The organism is Synechococcus sp. R55.2 (genome assembly GCF_047462075.1).
In the GTDB taxonomy this organism is placed as follows: domain Bacteria; phylum Cyanobacteriota; class Cyanobacteriia; order Thermostichales; family Thermostichaceae; genus Thermostichus.
The window spans coordinates 1-19,474 of the sequence record NZ_JANSIH010000376.1 but is presented as its reverse complement, the minus strand read 5'-3'; the positions used below and the strand labels follow the sequence as shown (position 1 = coordinate 19,474).

General features: G+C 61.5%; 15 protein-coding genes. 8 read left to right on the top strand and 7 right to left on the bottom strand.

Annotation, left to right across the window (positions count from 1 at the left end; translation table 11 throughout):
* Positions 1-70 precede the first annotated feature (70 nt).
* Positions 71-550 (top strand): ARPP-1 family domain-containing protein, encoded by a 480-nt coding sequence (locus tag NW838_RS11980; protein WP_414428101.1) that lies wholly within the window; start codon positions 71-73, stop codon positions 548-550.
* A gap of 43 nt (positions 551-593) precedes the next feature.
* Here the strand turns inward: NW838_RS11980 and NW838_RS11975 are convergent, their stop codons facing one another.
* The 5 genes from NW838_RS11975 to NW838_RS11955 form a co-directional block, all read right to left on the bottom strand.
* Entirely contained in the window at positions 594-2,027 is a 1,434-nt protein-coding gene (locus NW838_RS11975) for a 1-acyl-sn-glycerol-3-phosphate acyltransferase (RefSeq protein ID WP_414428100.1), read from the bottom strand.
* 334 nt (positions 2,028-2,361) lie between these two features.
* A complete protein-coding gene (locus NW838_RS11970) occupies positions 2,362-3,954 on the bottom strand; it encodes an Hsp70 family protein (protein WP_414344370.1) in 1,593 nt (530 codons plus the stop codon).
* Positions 3,954-4,517 (bottom strand): hypothetical protein, encoded by a 564-nt coding sequence (locus NW838_RS11965; RefSeq protein ID WP_414351907.1) that lies wholly within the window; start codon positions 4,515-4,517, stop codon positions 3,954-3,956. The genes NW838_RS11970 and NW838_RS11965 overlap by 1 nt, the downstream gene beginning before the upstream one ends.
* A gap of 48 nt (positions 4,518-4,565) precedes the next feature.
* Positions 4,566-5,108, bottom strand: a complete 543-nt coding sequence (locus NW838_RS11960; protein ID WP_414356639.1) for a hypothetical protein — start codon at positions 5,106-5,108, stop codon at positions 4,566-4,568.
* 259 nt (positions 5,109-5,367) lie between these two features.
* Complete coding sequence (locus NW838_RS11955) at positions 5,368-5,727, bottom strand: hypothetical protein (protein ID WP_414375464.1); 360 nt, start codon at positions 5,725-5,727, stop codon at positions 5,368-5,370.
* A gap of 180 nt (positions 5,728-5,907) precedes the next feature.
* On the opposite strand from NW838_RS11955, the gene trpB reads away from it, so the two are divergent.
* The 7 genes from trpB (at position 5,908) to lysS (ending at position 14,215) form a co-directional block, all read left to right on the top strand.
* Complete coding sequence (trpB, locus tag NW838_RS11950; RefSeq protein ID WP_414356648.1) at positions 5,908-7,161, top strand: tryptophan synthase subunit beta; 1,254 nt, start codon at positions 5,908-5,910, stop codon at positions 7,159-7,161.
* A 37-nt stretch (positions 7,162-7,198) separates the two neighbouring features.
* A complete protein-coding gene (locus NW838_RS11945) occupies positions 7,199-7,957 on the top strand; it encodes an AMMECR1 domain-containing protein (RefSeq protein WP_414356636.1) in 759 nt (252 codons plus the stop codon).
* Positions 7,947-8,816, top strand: coding sequence for a pantothenate kinase (locus NW838_RS11940; RefSeq protein ID WP_414356634.1), 870 nt, complete (start codon positions 7,947-7,949; stop codon positions 8,814-8,816). Before NW838_RS11945 ends, NW838_RS11940 begins: the two co-directional genes overlap by 11 nt.
* Before the next feature lie 39 nt (positions 8,817-8,855).
* Positions 8,856-9,992 (top strand): chorismate synthase, encoded by a 1,137-nt coding sequence (gene aroC, locus NW838_RS11935; RefSeq protein WP_414356631.1) that lies wholly within the window; start codon positions 8,856-8,858, stop codon positions 9,990-9,992.
* 166 nt (positions 9,993-10,158) lie between these two features.
* Positions 10,159-11,553: a DNA repair protein RadA gene (gene radA / locus NW838_RS11930; RefSeq protein WP_414356629.1), complete on the top strand. Its 1,395-nt coding sequence runs from the start codon at positions 10,159-10,161 to the stop codon at positions 11,551-11,553.
* A 266-nt stretch (positions 11,554-11,819) separates the two neighbouring features.
* Entirely contained in the window at positions 11,820-12,629 is an 810-nt protein-coding gene (locus NW838_RS11925; protein WP_414356627.1) for a Uma2 family endonuclease, read from the top strand.
* A gap of 50 nt (positions 12,630-12,679) precedes the next feature.
* Positions 12,680-14,215 carry a lysine--tRNA ligase gene (lysS, locus tag NW838_RS11920; RefSeq protein ID WP_414356625.1) on the top strand — a complete coding sequence of 512 codons (1,536 nt, stop codon included), beginning with the start codon at positions 12,680-12,682 and terminating at the stop codon, positions 14,213-14,215.
* 93 nt (positions 14,216-14,308) lie between these two features.
* On the opposite strand, the gene NW838_RS11915 is transcribed toward lysS, so the two are convergent.
* Both NW838_RS11915 and NW838_RS11910 read right to left on the bottom strand, forming a co-directional pair.
* A complete protein-coding gene (locus NW838_RS11915; RefSeq protein ID WP_414428099.1) occupies positions 14,309-18,118 on the bottom strand; it encodes a tetratricopeptide repeat protein in 3,810 nt (1,269 codons plus the stop codon).
* 158 nt (positions 18,119-18,276) lie between these two features.
* Positions 18,277-19,284, bottom strand: a complete 1,008-nt coding sequence (locus tag NW838_RS11910) for a copper resistance D family protein (protein WP_414428102.1) — start codon at positions 19,282-19,284, stop codon at positions 18,277-18,279.
* Positions 19,285-19,474: the final 190 nt, after the last annotated feature.

The window sequence follows — 19,474 nt, the reverse complement described above, 5'->3', positions numbered from 1 at the left end:
GAGCGCTTAGTCTCCAACAAAATGCGGTACGAACTGAAGAGCGGTGTCTACGAGTCGCTGAAAAAAGAAGATGGGCCATTATTCCAACCAAGGAGGGGTATGGAACACCGTTGCCCGTCTTCACCAGGAGCTTAATATCATCTCCCCGACCAGCGCCCTCAGCGCTGCTTATGAGGCTTACGAGCAGGAGATCGAAGAGTTCCGCAAGGACATCACCTACGTTGAGGGGGCAACTGGCCTAGCCATTGCCCTGGATGGCCGTGTGCGCTCGCTGGATCTCTTTGGAACGGCGCAAACATGTAGCCGGCTGTGGCCTCGCCTGGTGGCCGGGCTGTCCCTAGAGGCTCTCCGCAAAACGAGTTCGCCAACCAAGGCCACTGTTGAGGATGTTCTCCAGTACTGGACTGACGTAACTCAATGGCCCTGGGAAGCCGTGACCACAGTGGGCGAAGGTCAGGAGTACCGGGCAGAGTCTCAGCGGGGCGACCAAGGCTCAGCTCTGTTCTATGATGGCAAGGTGGTTTATCTTTCAGCAGTCTCTCGGCAGTAGTGCCAGGCTTCTCACCTAAGCTGGTTCCCCCTTTGGGGGATCCCTAGAAATTGGAAGAAAAAGAAAGAAATTGGAAAGAAAAAACATCCTGAGTTAGCTCGGTCACCGCCTGTTTGGCTTCCTGGCGGCCTCGGCAATACCGCTCTAACCGCTCGCTAACGGAGATGGGATCCCCAACGGTTACATGAACCCCCCGCCAACCTAGGCGGGGGCGGGCCGGGTAGGATTCCCCTCGGAGGCGGGCCAGCACATCAAATAGGATGAGGGCGGTTTCCGCCAGCCGCTCAAAGGAGGGTTTGCTCAGCAGATACTCTTCCTCCACCGCCACGCAGCTTTCCACCAAGCGCATGTGCTGTAGGTAGAGCATTGCCTGGTGGGCCTTCCAGTCCAACAAACCCCGCTGCAGGGGAGACAGGGATCCAGGATGCCGCAATTCTTCTCGGTAAATCTGGATCCAGGCGGCTTCTTCAATGCGGCGGCAGCGGCTGTTCCAATCCCCCTGGGGAGATAGGCCAAAGTAGGTCTCTGCGGTTTCCAGGGCTCTGTGGAGCAGCCGCTCCAGGCGAGCGTTAAAGTGGCCAGGGGCTAGCCTCTGCTCTATCCGTGGTTCTTCTTCATCTCTCCCAGAGATGAAGGGAGGTAGGTCGTAGAAAGCTTCCAGTTGTCCCAGGAGATGCTGGGCTAGGCGGCAGATCCGCTGGGTGTAGCGAAGGTTGGGGCTCCTGGAGGATCTTGGCTCTGGCTTCGGAGGCGTCAACCCACTCAGGTGCTCAAGGCGCGCCAGCAGGCGCTCCAGCTTCGTCCAGGAGGGATCCGTGTAGTAGTACCGAATGCCAATGGGCAGCAAAATGACGGTCTCTGAGCGACCAGCTTTGGCCAGGTCCTCGGCGCACCAAAAGCACAGCTGAGCCATTCCCGGTTCCAGGGGATTGATCCGTTCGCTGTGGCCGTTGGTGGCTCCTTCTGGGGCGATTGCAAAGGGAAATTGCCCATCCAGGAGCAGTTGCCGGGCCGCCTTTAGCGCCACCCGATCCACCCTCCGACCGCGGCGTATAGGGATCCCGCCCAGGCGAGACAACAGCCACCCCAGCCATTCCCCTCCCCAGAGGGGCATGCCCCGGTCGTAGAGAAAATGGGCGTGAAGGGGTTCTCGAAGGCGGATCCCTTGTCGACGGGCGGCTTCGGGCACCAGGCGAGATAGAACGTACAGGCCCACCAGCGGGTCATCCACCTCCACATGTCGGAAAGCCAGGACTAGGCGAATTTGACCCTCCTGGAACTGGTGGTAGAGCCGCGCCAAGATCTCCGCCCCTGTGGCCTCGATTTTGGCAATGCCGGAAGGAAGCCAGCGCCGCACCCTCACCCGCAAGAGCAGGGGCAGGATCCCGTGGACGAGCCGTAGCACCCAGGCGCTATAGGCGGGCGGAATAAAGTCGAGGGGAGGACGGGCAAAATGGGGCGGTGGTGACAAGAGCAAGATTTGTTCCCAAGGTAGCTCAAGAGAAGAAGTGTAGTTAAACGCAAATCAGATTCATATCCCATCGCTCAGATTATTCATCAAGTCGCTACAGAGATCACTGGATATGCAGCCATTCTCAATCAATAATCAATATCAACAATATCAATGATTGAGATCCTTCCCCTGAGACCCCACGCCGTCGGCGCAACCGCTCTCTACTCTCCTCAAGCCCCCGACCCCTCTCTCACAAGGGGAGATGAGAGTTGGGAATCGTGGCCATGTCGTGCCCTTTACATTGCTTTCTTTGTCTTCCGTTGCAGTGAAGACGCTCTCTTCTCTCTACTTTCGTCTCTTAACTCAAGGTGGCTACAGGCTGGGCCTCTGCCAAGAGCGCCTGAGTTTGCAGGTCGGTGATGGTGACCAACAAGCGCCGCGAGCTATCAATGGCAAATTCGACGCGAAGGCGATCCTCTCCCACGCGGCCAGGGGGCTGCAAACGGGCCAGACAAACCGGTAAGGACTCCGTCTCGCTGAGGCGAATGGGCAGGGATCCAAGAGGAGCTAGGGATCGGAAATCGGTTTGCCGGGTGAGCTGCCGGCTGCTCATCCGCCCCAGCTCGTCGTAAACCACTTCCGACTGGACTACCTGGGCCACTTCTCCCACCTCTAGGCGAATCTCCGTTTGTCCGTCGTTGGCCACTTGCAGGATCAAGGGCTCAGCCCGTCGGCAGGGATAGGGGCTGCCCTGTTCGAAGAGGGGGTAGTAGATGTAGCTTTTCTGCAAGGGATCCCAGAGGCGGAGGGCATAGCTGTGGTGCAGGCGATCCTCCAGCTTCACCTGGCGGCCCACCTGCAGGGCGCCCAGGGCCACAGCATCGAAGGGGCGTTCGCAGCGCACTTTCTTTTTGCCGAAGTAGGAGCGCAGCAGCTCTTGAACTGCTGGCAGTTGGGAGCTGCCTCCTACCAAGAGCACCTGCTCAATTTGGTTCTTGCCCAATCCCCTCGCCTGGGCGGTGAGGAGAACGTCGTCTAGGCACTGGCGGATTTGATCCAAAAGCTGACGAGCTTCCAGGATCTCTTCCAGCTCCTGCCGGCTTAACTTCAACTCATGGGCAGTGAGGGCTTCGTCGTCAAACCAACTGCCCACCGCTTCCATCTGAGTGGAAAGGGCGATCTTGAGCTGTTCCGCCTGCTCCAGGAGGTTGAGCCAGCCCAGAGCTCCAATTTGCTGTCGGCTTAGCCCCAGTTGCTGCAGTAGGTAGTCGGCAATCCAAATGTCGATGTCCACCCCGCCCACATAGGCATCGGCCTTGGCGATCACCTCCGCTTTGAGGACAGGGCTACCCGCTTGGGGAGCGAGGGTGCGCACCAAGCTGAGATCCAAGGTACCGCCGCCGAAATCCACCACCAGCACTAGGGATCCCGGCTGGCCAACCGCATAGCCCAGGGCTGCTGCCGTGGCTTCATCGACAATTTGAACGGGATCCCAGCCACAGGCACTGGCCACTCCCCGCAGCCAATTGAGGTAGCGCTCAAAAGAGCCGACAGGGGCGGTGAACACCAGCTGTTGCGGCTGCAGGTGTTCTTTCGGGACAGCTTCCATCACCGTCTGCAAAAAAGCTTGGGCCACCCTCTCGGCGTCGTAGCGCTCTCCATCTAGAACTCGCGGCGGAGGGACAAACTCCGCCACCAAGTCCCGCTTAAACCCCTGAAACAGCCGTTGCGGATCCACTGCCCCCCACCGACCGGCGCGCACGGTTTCCCCCACCAGGAGCTGGCCTTTTCCCTTCACGTAGACCAAGCTGGGAATAGCCGAGTGGTCCGGGCGAGAGAGGCCGGGAAGAGTGAGGAGACGGGGCACTGCTTGGGCGGGATCCCAAACTGCCACCACCGTGTTGCTGGTGCCAAAATCAATGGCTAGGGTCGCTTTGGGGGCAGGTGCCATCAGCTCAATCCTCCAGGCAGGGAACGGCTGACTTTGGCTGGGCAGAGGATGTGGTCACCGCGGCGGTAGCCGACAAAGCGAATGTAAACGGGATCCCCCTTTTGAATATCCAGCTGATCCGGTTGATGCAGTTGCGGATCAAAGGGGACGGACTCCAGGGGGTTGCCGATGGGCTCATACCCCCAGCGCTGCAGCAGAGCGTCTAAGGAGCGAAACAGAGCTGTCACGTTTTGGGCCGGCCAATCGGGCTTGCGCTGGGCAATCTGGCGGACAGTGGGGTAGCTGGTGAGCAACGGCTGCAGCAGAGAGAAGAGGACTTCTGAGGAATCGGTGGATTCCATTTTGTCATTCCCGTTGAGGCGCAGCAGGGATCCCAAATCCCACTGCAGAGCGGCAGCCAACTTTTGCAGTTGCTCCAGGCGCAGGGATCCCCACTTCCCTCGGCGCACCTGATCAAGGGCGCGGCGGCTGATCCCGGCCTGGGCCTGTAAAGCCCGCCAAGAAGACAGGCCAACAACCCGCATGCGTTCCTGCAGCCAACTATCCAGCGGTCTCTCGGCCATTGGGTTTTGCCAGGGATCCCTACGATCATGCCCCAACTTGGGTCTAGCTCAGGGATCGGCAAGGCGCAGGGAACGGGCTATAGCTTCCACATCTCGGTCATAGCGCTCGCGCCGGCTGGCCGGGTACACGAACTCAAAGCCAGCTTGCAGCGAAGGGCGGACAACTGTTTTGAGATAGAAAATCCGCTGGCCAAAGGGCTCCGCACCGCTGACACGAACGGGCTCGTAGCCGGAGACCACAAAGAAATCCCGGCCAACAGCTTGGTAAGTAACCCGGCGTTGGTTTTCCCGGCTGCGCTGCAGCTCTTCCTGCAGGGCGCTGGCGGGCGTTGCTTGAAAAATGTTGTACCCACCCCAAACGCGCAGCTCAGCCCCGTCTTGACCGAGGAACACTTGGCCGTCGCCATTGTCGGATTCCCCTTGCGGAATGAAGTCTGCCGGGTAGTGGATGCGGTAGCCAAAGCGGGCGTTGACGTAGGGCTGGAAACCGGCTTGGGCAACGGGAAGGGCGGGGTCGGGAGCAATGACGGGGATCCCCGCTCCTAGGATCAGTCCGGCAAGCAGACAAGCTAGGCGAGCAGCAGACTTCATGGTTTTGATTGCTCTAATCTGTAGCTATCCTAAGCTCTCTCACCTCCAGCCCCTCTCCTAGGGGGACAGAATTTGGTTTATCCAAGCTCTTTCCCAAAAGACAAAGGGAATAGGAATCCAAGTTTCACTGCCGTTGAGAATGGGTCGGTTGCGCCGCTTGTATCTGGGTGCCACTTGAAATAGTAGGTATAGAATCTTTTTCGAGAGTTTGAAATAAAATACCGATTTTTGGGCCACTATTTTGTTTTGTCGACCAAGTTTAAGTTTGCCGATCAACATCAGGGTTTTGGCCGGAGCGCAGCCGTTCAATTTCTTCTCTTGCCCGCTGGATAGCGCCGCAGTTGTCTACTGCTGCCCAGGTGGAGGCCAGAAACAGTCCGGGTAGGGAAACCTCTCCCTCGTCGTCGCTAAACAACACGCCAAGGAAGAAACACCAGCCCAGAAAAACCATCAAAGCTTTCCACCGCCGCGTGTAGAGGTAGGCTCCGAAGGCAAGCAGAATAGACAGAAGGATCACCATCCCCTCGGACTTTTGAGAAAGGGCATAGGTGCGCCGCACCTCTTCATCTCTGCGCTTTTGATCTTCTTGCTGGAGCAACTCTTGCAGATGCTTGTCCATAAGGCCGCCTCAAAATCGGACGGCCTTATCTTAAAAATCCTGGGAAGACCCTTGTTCAAAACAACTTTTCGGGATCCCACGGCAGAAGAAGAGAGGCGAGACTGGTCATCGCCCCTTCCTTCTGTAGAATGGGAAAGCCTCTCTCTAGTTGCAGGCTACAAGGCCCGGACGGACTCTGCCATGACCTCAGCTTCTTTTGCTTTTTCCCCTCGTGTTTTGGATCCCCTTGACCCGCAGGTGCGTCCGGATCCCCAGGGGCGGTTTGGGCCGTTTGGGGGTCGGTTTGTGCCGGAAACCCTGATGAGCGCCCTAACGGAGCTGGAGGAAGCCTTTGAGCATCACTGGCGGGATCCCGATTTTCGCGCTGAGTTTCACAGCCTGCTGCGGGATTTTGTCGGGCGGCCCAGCCCTCTCTACTTTGCCCAGCGGCTCACAGAACACTACGGTGGCCCGCAGATCTACCTGAAGCGGGAAGATCTCAACCACACCGGCGCCCACAAAATTAACAACGCCCTTGGCCAGGCCCTGCTGGCAGTGCGTATGGGCAAGCGACGGGTGATCGCCGAGACCGGCGCCGGGCAACATGGGGTGGCCACGGCAACCGTGTGTGCTCGTTTTGGGCTGGAATGCGTTATCTACATGGGGGCACTGGATATGGAGCGGCAGGCCCCCAACGTGCAGCGAATGCGCCTGCTGGGTGCTGAGGTGCGGGGGGTGGAGGCGGGCACGCGTACCCTCAAAGATGCTCTGTCGGAGGCGATCCGCGACTGGGTGACGAATGTGGAGACCACCCACTATGTGATCGGTACGGTGGCAGGGCCCCACCCTTACCCGAAGCTGGTGCGGGCCTTTCACGATGTCATCGGCCAGGAGACGCGGCAGCAATGCCAGGAGAAGTGGGGAGGGCTGCCGGATGTGCTGCTGGCCTGTGTGGGAGGCGGATCCAATGCCCTGGGCCTGTTTAACGAGTTTGTCCGGGATCCAGGGGTGCGACTGATCGGCATCGAAGCCGCCGGAGAAGGGCTGCACACGCCCCGCCACGCTGCCACCCTCAACCGCGGTCGGATTGGAGTCCTGCATGGAGCCATGAGCTACCTACTGCAGGATGAAGAAGGGCAGGTGCAGGAGGCCCACTCCATCAGCGCCGGCTTGGATTACCCCGGTGTAGGGCCCGAGCACAGCTATCTGAAAGAAATTGGACGAGCCGAGTACTACGCTGCCACCGATGATGAGGCCGTAGAGGCGTTGCTGCTGCTGTCGCGGCTGGAAGGGATCATCCCCGCGCTGGAGACGGCCCATGCGCTGGCCTACCTGAAAACTTTGGCCCCACAGCTTGGATCCCAGCAACGGGTAGTGGTCAACTGTTCTGGGCGCGGCGACAAGGATTTGAACACCGTTTTCAAGTATTTGCAGCAGAGAGGGCGTAGCTTTTAGAGTACGGTTGTTGTGACCACCAACGGGATTCTCTTGGGTGTTCACCTGCCGAGTTCACTTCACGGTTCGATTGCTGGGTCTTCTCGGCCTGCTCCTGGCTGCGGGGCTGGGCTTGTGGACGGGATCCCTGCCGCAGCCTTCTGAGACAACTGCCCCTGTTCCTCCGCCGGAGTCCATGGGTGCCTCGCACCGCTTACGGGATCGCACTGGCGGGACGGAGTCCGATTCAGAAGGGATCCCCTCCCCCACCCGGCGACCACCTCTCCCTGACACCCTGCCGGCACTGGCGCGTCAGGCCATTGCCCACTACTTCGCCACCGGCCAGGTGCTGCCACCTCCAGACGAGATCCCACCGCACTGGCAGCGCTCAGCGGGGGTTTTTGTAACAGTGAGTACAGAAGGTCGGCCCCGCGGCTGCTGGGGCAGCTTGGATCCCAGCGGTGAGGATCTGGCCAGGGCCACCATCCGGGCGGCGGTGGGGGCTGTGACCCGCGACTGGCGCTACGTGCCTCTGCGACCTGGGGAGCTGGAGTCAGCAGCCATTCAGGTGGCCATTGTGCGGCGGGTGGTGCCCATCGCGCTACTCGGACGGAGTCCTTTCGCCGCCGTGGAGCAGGTGGATCCAACCCGCACGGGCTTGTTTATCCGCTCCGGAACACGGGGGGCGGTGTTGCTGCCGGGAGAAGCTTTGACGACGGAATGGCAGCTCGCCACTGCCAAGAGGTTGGCCGGGATCCCTGTCGACCAGCCGGTGGAGCTGTTTCGCGTGGAGGCAGAGCTGCTGCATGAGTTTTGAGGAGGGGGCAGATCTCAGCGCTTCGCACCGCTGTCGTGAATGGCTGGCAGCCGTGCTGGGCAACACTCACGTGCGCTGGGGCTGGTTTGTGGGGGAGACCCTGGTGAAGGTGGAGCAGTTTCCTGCCCACCAGCCCTTGTCCTGGCCGCAGCAGACAGAGCTGTGGCTGGCTCCTGTGGGCTCTGCTCCCCTGCCGCCGGAATCCCCTTGGGTGCATCGATTGGAGCTATCGCAGGTGCCGCTGCGGGATCCCTACCCAGGGCTGGGGCTGGATCGGGCCTTGGCCTTGTGGGCTGCCGGGATCCACTACGGCTGGCCTTGTTTGGTGATCGACGCGGGTACTGCCCTGACCTTGACGGGAGCAGATTGCGACGGATCCCTGGTGGGGGGGGCGATCTTGCCCGGCCTAGGGCTGCAGGCGCAAGCGTTGGCCGACTACACTGCTCGGCTGCCCAAAATCCACTGGGATCCCTGCTCTCCCTTACCCCCCCGCTGGGCCACTGACACCGTGGCTGCCATCCGCAGCGGCATTCTCCACACTCTGCTGGCGGGGTTGCGGGAGTTTATTGCCGACTGGCGTCGCCGCTTTCCCCAAGGCCCTTTGCTGCTGACCGGCGGGGATGGGGAGTGGCTCTACTCCCACCTGCAAAGTTACCGGCAAAACCCCGTTAGCGACAGCGGGACGGAGTCCTTGAGCAGAGAGCAGAGAGGAAAGAGCGGAGAGAAGAGAGCCTCACTCCTCACTCCTCACTCCTCACTTCTCACTCCACTACATTGGGATCCTCACCTGGTGTTGCGGGGGATCGCCTGCTGCCGTCAGTGGCACCGCGCCGCCGGGCAGCCCCCTGTTGCAGAATAGTTGCAAGACAAAGTTGCAAACCCAAAAGTTCGGGATCCCATGGCCAACGGCAACTCCTTCGGCGTCCTGTTTTCGGTTACTACCTACGGCGAGTCCCACGGTGGGGCAGTGGGGGTGGTGGTAGATGGCTGTCCGCCCCGCCTGCCGTTGACCGAGGCCGACATTCAAGCGGAGCTGGATCGGCGTCGCCCTGGCCAGAGCTCCATCACCACGCCGCGCCAGGAAGCCGATCGCTGCGAGATCACTTCGGGAGTCTTCCAGGGCCTCACCCTTGGCACCCCCATCCACATCCTGGTGCGCAACCAGGATGCCCGCCCCCAGGATTACAGCGAAATGGCCACCACCTTCCGCCCCTCCCATGCCGATGCCACCTATCAAGCCAAGTACGGCATCCGCAACTGGCAGGGGGGAGGACGGGCCTCAGCGCGAGAGACCATTGGCCGGGTGGCGGCAGGGGCCATTGCCAAGAAGATCCTGCGCCTAGCGGCAGGGGTGGAGATCCTGGCCTACGTGCAGCGGGTAAAAGACGTGGAAGCCCAGGTGGATCCCAGCTCGGTAACTGCAGAGCAGGTGGAGGCCAACATCGTCCGTTGCCCCGATCCAGAAGCGGCAGCAGCGATGATCCAAAAAATCGAAGAGGCGGCGCGGGAGGGGGATTCCCTAGGGGGTGTGGTGGAATGTGTGGCCCGCAACGTGCCCCGCGGACTGGGATCCCCGGTGTTCGACAAGCTGGAGGCCGATTTGGCCAAGGCGGTGATGTCCCTGCCGGCCAGCAGAGGGTTTGAGATCGGCTCTGGGTTTGCCGGCACCTACTTGACGGGTAAGCAGCACAACGACGAGTTTTACATGACCCCTGCCGGCTGGCGTACCCGCAGCAACCGCTCCGGCGGCATCCAGGGGGGCATCAGCAACGGAGAAGATATCCTCCTAAGGGTGGCCTTTAAACCCACCGCCACCATTCGCCAGGCCCAAAACACCGTCACCCTCGATGGGCAAGAGACGGTTTTGGCGGCGCGGGGACGCCACGATCCCTGTGTGCTGCCGCGGGCGGTGCCGATGGTGGAGGCGATGGTGGCCCTGGTGCTCTGCGACCACCTGCTGCGCCACCACGCCCAGTGTGGATCCCTGGCCTTGCCGGAGCTGCCCATTCCTGCTGTTCCTGTGTCCCACACCTAGCAGCAGCCGGTCGCGATACTCGGACGGAGTCCTTGGCGGATATCCTGAGTAGGAAGAGGAGAGAGCAGAGAGAAGAGAGCAAAGAGAGTGGATCCTCACTCCTCACTTCTCACTCCTTCCTTCTCACTTCTCCCTTCTCACTCCTCAAAGAGCGGGATCCCCATTCATGGCCAAGGCCAAAACCGTCTGGGAGTGCAGCCAGTGCGGCGAGCGCTATGCCAAGTTTTTGGGCCGCTGCGACCATTGCGGCGCCTGGAACACCCTGACGGAAGTGGTCGTCGCCCCAGCGGCCAAGTCCCCACGGGCCCAAGCCCTCGCTCCTAGGTCCAACCGCGCCAATGGGATCCCCCGGTCGGCCCTCCCCCTCTCCCAGGTCTCCTCAGATCGCCACCCTCGCCTCTCCTCCGGCTATGGCGAGTTTGACCGGGTGTTGGGAGGTGGCATTGTGCCGGGATCCCTGGTGTTGATTGGCGGGGATCCGGGCATTGGCAAGAGCACCCTGCTGCTGCAGAGCGCTGCCCACCTGGCCAAGAGCGGGCCCATCTTATACGTGTCGGGGGAGGAATCGGCTCAACAGATCAAGCTGCGCGCCGAACGGCTAGGGGTAGAAAGCGAGCAGCTCTACCTGTTGGCAGAAACCGATCTGGAGGCCATTGTGGCGGAGATTCAAGCTCTGCAACCGCGGGTGGCAGTGATCGACAGCATCCAAGCCATCTTCTGGGGGCAACTCACCTCGGCGCCGGGATCCGTTTCCCAGGTGCGGGAATGCACCGGCCTGTTAATGCGGCTGGCCAAAAAACTGGGGGTGGCTCTGCTGATTGTAGGCCATGTTACCAAAGACGGATCCCTGGCCGGGCCGAAGGTGCTGGAGCATTTGGTGGACACGGTCTTGTACTTTGAGGGGGATCGCTTCCAAAGCCACCGCCTATTGCGCGCCGTCAAAAACCGCTTTGGGGCAGCCCAGGAAATGGGTGTTTTTGAGATGACCGCCTCTGGCTTGGTGGAGGTGGAGAACCCCTCGCAGCTTTTTTTGAGTAGCCGGGATCAGGCCATGCCCGGAACAGCCACCATCGTTGCCTGCGAGGGCACCCGCCCCTTGGTGGTGGAAGTGCAGGCCCTAGTCAGCCCCACCAGCTACAGCTCCCCCCGCCGCACCTCCACCGGCATTGAAATCAACCGCTTTTTGCAGATCTTGGCTGTGCTGGAAAAACGGGTGGGGATCCCGCTTTCCAAATACGATGCTTACATCGCCTCTGCCGGCGGCATTCAGGTAGCCGAGCCAGCTGCCGACTTGGGGGTAGCAGTGGCCGTGGCCGCCAGCTTCCGGGATCGCCAAGTGGATCCTTTTACAGTCCTGATTGGCGAGGTGGGACTGGGGGGGCAGGTGCGCCCGGTGGCCCAGTTGGAGCAGCGCTTGAAAGAAGCCAGCAAACTGGGGTTTCGCCACGCCATCATCCCCAACAGCCCTGTGTTGTCGGATCACGGCCTGCGCCTGAGTCGGGTGCAGCGGGTGTTGGAAGCCCTGCTGGTGGCTGTGCCCGGTTCCCAGAGCGCAGAGTGAACATCCCCTTGCCTTCCACCCGTCGCCGGCTGCTGGGCTCTGCTGCGCCTATCTCCAAAGGCCAAGCAAGGACTCCGTCCCGCTAACGCGATTGGACTCCGTCCCGCTAACGCGATCGGCATCCGCTGCTTCGGTGGCATGTCCATCATGTTCCCGAAAACTTTTGTTACCCTCGAAAAAGGCTACGCCTGCTGGGCAAACAGCTCAGCAGCCTTAGCTGAGCCCTAGTCCGTAGTTAGCAACACCAGCAACGGATCCCGGTGAGCATGGTTTCTGCACTCTCCAGCCCAGTCCAGCCCTCGATGCCGGAGGCGGCATTTCCTCTGCCAGAGCCACCGGATAAAGGCTACACCCGCTGCGCGAACAGTGACCTGGTCATCGAGGACGATGAGCCTGTGGACAGCATTCACTCGGAGAAGCTGCAGCGCCTGCTCACCGGTGCCCTCTACACCTCATTCCAGCCCAAGGCCAAAGACACCGGGGAACCGATCCCCTTTTTGGCCACGGCCAATGTCGGTCTGTTCTATGCCCTCAAACTGCCTCCCCTGGTGCCCGATGTGATGCTCAGCCTGGAGGTGGCTCCCCCCGCCAGCTTTGAGCGCAAGGAAGATCGCACCTACCTGGTCTGGGAGATGGGTAAGCCGCCGGATGTGGTCATTGAGATTGTCTCCAAGCGCAAAGGGGAAGAGCTGGGCCGCAAACGCAAAGACTATGCCCGCGCCGGCGTCAGCTACTACGCGGTCTACGATCGCACAGCGGGCGTAGCCTCTCCCTTGCGGCAACTAAGGGAACTGCAGGGATCCCCTCTGGCCCTTTTTCAGCGGCGGGGAGGTGAGTTTGTCCCCTTCGCGTCCACATGGCTGGAGGACATCGGGCTGGGCTTAACCCTCTGGCAGCGATCCTTTGAGGTCGTGAATACCGAATGGCTACGCTGGTGTGATCGGGAGGGGCAGGTTTTGCCCACCGGCGAAGAAAAGGCTGCTCTGGAACAACAGCGCGCTGAGGCAGAACGCCAACGGGCCGAAGCCCTTTTGGAGCTGCTGCGTTCCCACGGCATCGCACCGCCGGCAGCCTGAAAAATCCCGTCCCTAACGGGGCTTCCATTGTCCATTGCCTATCCACCGCCATGTCTACCCTCCCCAGCAGCAGCGAAGCCGCCCAACGGGCCGCCCGCCTGGAAAAAGCCCAACACCTGCGGGAACAAGGGATCCCGCCCTATGCCTATTCTTTTCCTGTTACCCATCTGGCTGCCGAGCTGCAGGAGCAGTTTGCCGACCTAGAGCCCGGTGCCGAGCGGGAGGATGTGCAGGTGGCCGTGGCCGGTCGGATCCGGGCGCGGCGGGTCATGGGCAAGCTGGCTTTCTTTACCCTTCAGGATCGCTCCGGCACCATCCAGCTTTACCTGGAGAAGCAACGGCTGACGGAGCATATGGGGGAGTTGGCCTTCAAGAACTTGGACAAGCTCATCGACGTGGGCGATTGGCTGGGGGCCAAGGGCTGCCTCAAGCGCACCGAAAAAGGGGAATTGTCGGTGCGGGTGGACGAGTACCAGGTGCTAACCAAGGCGCTGTTGCCGCTGCCGGACAAGTGGCACGGCCTGCGGGATGTGGAGAAACGCTACCGCCAGCGCTACGTCGATCTCATCGTCAACCCTGAGGTCAAGCAGACCTTGCTCGACCGCGCCCAGATCATCCGCTCCCTGCGGCAGACTCTGGAAGAGCGAGGTTTTGTGGAAATTGAGACGCCAGTGTTGCAGGTGATCCCCGGCGGGGCGGAGGCGCGACCCTTCATCACCCACCACAACGCCCTGGATCTGGATCTCTACTTGCGCATTGCCACCGAGCTGCACCTGAAGCGGCTGGTGGTGGGCGGGATCGAGCGAGTCTATGAAATTGGGCGGGTCTTTCGCAACGAAGGCATCTCCACCCGCCACAACCCGGAGTTCACCTCGCTGGAGGCCTATCAAGCCTTCGCCGACTACCACACCATGATGGAGCTGACGGAAACCCTGGTCTGCAACGCCGCCCTGGCGGTGCGGGGATCCCTGCAGTTGACTTATCAGGGGGAAACCATTGACCTCACGCCCCCCTGGCGGCGGGTGACCCTGCAGGAGTTGGTGGAGGAGACAACCGGGATCTCCATCGATGTGGAAACGGGATCCACCGCCGAGCTGTTGCCCGCCTTGGCAGAACGGGGGATCCCCAATCTCTCACCCCAGGACTCCCCTGGCAAGTTGCTGGTCAAAGCCTTTGAGCACTGCTGCGAGAGCCGCCTGCGCCAGCCCACCTTTGTTCTGGACTACCCCCTGGATGTGTGTCCCCTCACCAAGCCCCACCGCAGCAAACCGGGGTTGGCCGAGCGCTTCGAGCTGTTCATCGTTGGGCGGGAGACGGCCAACGCCTACTCCGAGCTCACCGATCCGGTGGATCAGCGGCAGCGGCTGGAGGCCCAGGCAGCCCTGAAGGCAGCCGGAGATGAGGAGGCCCACTTTCTGGATGAAGACTTCCTCACGGCCTTGGAATATGGCCTGCCCCCCACCGGCGGCCTGGGCGTGGGGATCGACCGCTTGGTGATGCTGCTGTGCGACGCTCCCAGCATTCGCGATGTCATTGCCTTTCCGCTGCTGCGGCCCGAGACGGGAGAAGTGGCGGAGGAGGCTTGAGCCGATCCCTCTAACTGTCCATTCAAATCCCATCGATTTCTAAGAGAGGTTGGAGGTGGCCGCGGCGACGGCGCGGAGCCTTTGGGAAGTGTCTCAACCTATTTTGAAATAACTAGCGATAACGTCTTCCAAAAGCCGACCTTCGTACCCTTGCATCTGGAGGGCAGCCTGGAAATCCTGGCAGGCTCTCTGCCAATCCCCAAGGGCAGTCCGGGCCAGGGCGCGGTTGAGGTGGGCCTTGAGGTGGCAGGGATCCCCCTCCTTCGCGTCAGCAGGGTGGAGCATGATGGCTTGGGTGTAGTCGCGGATGGCCGCTGAGAAATCCCCCTGTTGGGCGTAGGCCCAGCCGCGGTTGTTCAAAACCCAGACCCGCTCCTGGGGATCCAGCTCCAGTTGCAGCAGTCGGGTGTAGTCTTCTATCGCTTTGTCCGTCTGTCCCTCGCCATCCCACAGGAGAGCTCGGTGGAGCAAAGCAGAGTGCTCCTGGGGGTTCAAGGCCAGGGCCTGCGTGTAGTCGGCAATGGCCAGCTCAGGGCAATTGGCCTGCCGGTGTAGATCCCCCCGTTGACGGTAGGCCAGGGCAGCATCGGCCACCCCCCAGTTCTGGTCGAGGCTCAGAGCTTGGTTGAGATCCGCCAATGCCGCCTCTTGATCCCCCAAAGCCAGATGCACCCTTGCCCGCAAAGCAAAAGCCTGAGAAGCCTGCGGTTGCTGCTGGATCAGCGCCGTGAAATCGGCCAACGCCCCAGCCAGATCCCCCCTCTCTTGGCGACACAAGCCCCGATACAACAGGGCTTCGGTGACCAGCACTTCTGGATCCCCTGGGCTGGCCAGCTCCAAGACCCGATCCCAATCGGCTATTGCCCCCTCCAGGTTGTGGCGCAGGCGGCGGACTTGGGCCCGCTTCAGGTGGGCCTCCAGATAGAGCTGCCGGGACTGTTCCCCGTCTTGGGCCTCTTCCTGGATGACTTGGTCGAAGTCGGATTCAGCCTGCGCGTAGTACCCCAGCTCCAAGGACTCCGTCCCGCTGACGCGATCCTGCTCCGCACGGTTGGTAGGGCCATCGGTGCCGCGCACCGCCAACGTCAACAACAGAGAGCCGCGGGCCAAGCGGGCCATCCTGTGTTGGGGATCCCGCTGCAGCAGACGGTTTAGATCTTGCAAGGCCGCTTCGGTCTGACCCAACTGCTGCAGGGCTTGTCCTCGGTGCCACAGCGCTTCCCTGTGGTCAGGATCCTGCTGCAAAACCCGGCTGAGATCCTGAATGGCGGAATCCCAGTTGCCCACCTGTCCATGGGCCATGCCCCGTCCCAGCCAAGCCGTCCAGTCCTGAGGATCCTGCCGCAACACCTCGTTGTAGTCGGCAATGGCCTCTGGCCACCGGCCCAGCTGTCGGCACAACTCAGCTCGCTCTTGGCGCAGATCCCGCCGTTCCGGCTGCAAGCGCACCGCCTCGTTCAACTGCTCCAAGGCCGCCTGCAGATCTCCCGTCTGGATTTGGGCCCGCGCCAGATCTCGGCGGATATCCGCCTCGGCCACTGCCACCCCCAGCGCCAAAGCCTGGTGGTAATCCTGGATGGCCCCCAGCCCATCTCCCAGAGCAGCCCGCACTTGGCCGCGATGGAAATAAGCCAAGCCCGACTGAGGATCCCCTTGCAGAGCTTGGTCGAAATCGGCCAGCGCTCCCTGCCAATCCCCCAACCGTTGCCGTGCCATACCGCGGCATAGATGGGCATTCAACAGCAGCTCCGGCCCGCGTGGGATCCCAGGCCTCGCCGCCCACTGCAACACCTGCGAGAAGTCCTCACAGGCTGCCGGCCAATCTTCCCGCTCAACATGGAGTTGGCCGCGGTTGAAGTAGAGCTGAGGGTTCTGCGGATCCCGCTCCAGGGCAGCCGTGTAATCCTGCAGAGCCGCCAGGGGATCCCCCAACAGCCAATGGATTCGCCCGCGGCTGCTGTAGGCACTGGCATCTTGGGGATCCAAAGCAATGGCCTGGTTCAAGTCGGACAAAGCCGCTTCAATGTTGCCCAAGTCCAGGTGGGCAATGCCCCGGTTGAGGTAGGCTTTGGCCATTTGGGGATCCAGCTCCAGGGCGCGGTTGAAGTCTGCCAGAGCGCCGCCGGGATCCCCCAGCCCCTGGCGAGCCAAGCCCCGGCAGAGATAGGCCCGCGACAGGTTGGGATCCAGACGGAGAGCCTGTTCACAATCGGCCAGCGCCGGCTCCAGGGTGTTGCTGCTCAGGTAGGCCATGGCCCGCTGCAAGTAGAGATCCGCTAAGAACTCCGTCCCGCTGACGCGAGCGGTGGCTTCAGTAGCCCGCAGCGATATGGCCTGAGAAAAGTCTTCAACAGCCCCCTGGGGATCCCCCAACGCTTGCCGGGCCAGGCCCCGGTGGTAATAGGCTTTGCCGTGGCGAGGATCCAACTGCAGCGCTTGGGTGTAGTCCTCGACGGCCCCTTGCAAATCTGACAACTGGACCCGCGCCACTCCCCGGTTGAAGTAGGCTTCCCCGTCCTGAGGGTCCCGCTTGATCACCTCGGAAAAATCGGCTGCTGCCCCCTGCGCATCTCCCAGATGGCCGCGCACCACGCCGCGGTTGAAATAGGCCCGCACATCTTCCGGGTTGAGCTCAATGGCCCGCGAATAGTCTTCGATGGCCTGCTGCTGCTGATTGAGTTGCCGGTAAGCATTGCCACGGTTGTAGTAGGCCACCGCCCATTGTGGGTTGAGGCCGAGAGCCTGGGTGTAGTCGGCAACAGCTCCCTCGTAGTCCTCCAGCCGGTAGCGGGCAATGCCGCGGTTGAAATAGGCGCGGGCGTCCCCTGCCAGTTGAATGACTTGGGTGTAATCTGCGATGGCCCCTGCCAAGTCCCCACTTTTGTAGCGGGCGCTGCCCCGCTGGCTGTAGGCGCGGCTATTTTGGGGATCCAATTGAATGGCCAACGTACAGTCGGCAATCGCCCCCTGGAAATCCCCTTGGCGGGCTTTCTCCTGTCCGCGGGCCAACAGGCGCGTCACCAAAACCTGATCCACCGAAACATCGCCGAGCGTCGCCTCTTGGGGAAAAGGCAACAGGGGCCGCAGCGCCTCCAACACTTCAGCAGCGGACTGGAAGCGCTCTTGCCAGTGGGGGCAGATCAGGCGATCCAAAATCTCGGCCAGCTCCTCGCTGACCTGAACCAAATCCCGCCAGAGCAGTTGGCCGGTGCGGGGATCATCCCGGATCTTGTGGGGGGGACGACCGGTGAGGGCTTGGATGGCCAACACCCCCACAGAGTAAAGGTCGCTGCAGGGCTGGGGCTTGCCGTTGAGCTGTTCGGGCGCCATGTAGCCAACCGAGCCAATCACCGTCGCCAACTGAGTTTGGCCGGGGGCATGGCTGACCAACCGCCCCACTTCCTTGACTGCCCCAAAGTCGATCAACACCAACTTGCCATCGGCATCGCGGCGCATCAGGTTGGCCGGCTTGATATCCCGATGGACGATCTGGTGGGCGTGTACATGGCGCAGGATCTCCAAAATATCCCACAACAGTTTCAAAACCTCGGCCTCGCTCAGCGGCTTGCCCGGGATCAGCTCCTGGCTGAGATCATGCCCGGCAACAAACTCTTGCACCAAGTAAAAATCCTGATCCTGCTCGAAGTGGGCCAAAAGGCGGGGCACTTGGTCGAAGTGGTTGAGCCGGTTGAGAACCTTGGCTTCCCGTTCAAAGAGCTTGCGAGCCGTGGCCAGTGTATAAGGATCCGTGGAGAGGGGGCGAAGGCGCTTGACGACGCAGGGGCTATCGAAGGTGTCTTGATCCACCGCCTTGTAGGTTATGCCAAATCCCCCTTCCCCGAGGGGATGGAGAATGCGATAGCGTCCCCTGAGCACACTTCCCGCTCTGATCTTGTCTTCCATAGCCAAGCCAGTCGCCTGAGCGGAGCAGCCTTTTGCCACTACGAGCTGGCTCGATTCTGCCACAGGCCGACGCCCTTGGGCGGAGCAACCCACAGCTCCTATCCAGGGTCTTTTTCTGCTTTTTCTTTTCGCGATCTTCAATGTCTGTAACAATTCAGTCAGAGAGAAACCGCGATCTGACCTCGCCGCTCTTCAAAATCGCTGATCAGCAGTCTCACCTCGATCTGCCATTCCCCCGCCAGGGCTAGGGGCACATTTTCCACCACAAATTGGCCAGGCCCATCCGGCGCTACAGTGCGGCGTAGAGGGGGGATCCCCTGTTCTGGCAGGGAAAACCCAAGGGTCAATTCCTGGGCCGGGACTCCCTTCACCTCAGCCCGAATTTGATTTTCCCCAGGACGACAGGGCAGAATCCTCAGGTGCAGGCTGCCTTCCGGCCAGTTCAAGCGCTCTTCACAACTGGTCTGCAAGCCCGACTCCAGTGGGGCTCCCATGCCGTGCCTTCCATTACTGGGAGGAGCCTGGGCCACCAGGAAGCTGGTCAAGGCCAGCACCAGCATCAGCCCCACCAACTCCAGGCGGACGATCCGGCGCAGCGACCGGCCCACCGTCTGCCCACCCTGTTGCAATGCCGGCACCAGCCGAAACTTGTTGTGGGCGCCCAGCCCCACCATCATCAGCACCAGCAGCAGCTTGGCCCAGAGATACTGCCCATACGGATGATCCCAGTCCCAGCCGCGGTGGATCCCACCCATTCCCACCCCTGCCAGGATCAGTCCGGGCACTGCCCAGGTGGCCACGTCAGAAAACCGTTGGACGACCCCTGCCGATTGAGGAGTCCATTCTCGGCTCAACAGGCGATCCACTCCCCACAGCCCCCCCAACCAAAAAGCCGAGCCGGCCAGATGTAGACTCAACAACGCTACCGTTCCCACCGGATACTCGCTGGTAAGGGCATGGCCGATGGGCAAAAACGATCCAATCACCAACACCGATCCAATGCCACCACCCCAGGCGGCACCTTCCTCACAGGCCCAGATCAGGATTCCTAGCCCCACCAGCCGCAGCCCTGTACCCCAACCGTAGGGAGAAAGCATCACACGCAGCAGCTCTCGCCCATTAAAGTAAGGGTAGAGCTGGGCCAAATGCAGACTGAAGGCCACCACGGTCAAGCTGAGGGTGATCCAAGCTGTCGCAAAAGCCCAAGATAAGGGCTCCGCCCCGCTGACGCGATCAGAATCGGCGAAACTGCTCCGCGGGGGGGGCGGGGGGGGGGCCCGGCGCCGGGCCCCCCGCCCCCCGCGGGGGCGGGCGGGCTGGGGGGCGGGGGGGGGCGCGCGCGCGGGGGGCGCGGGC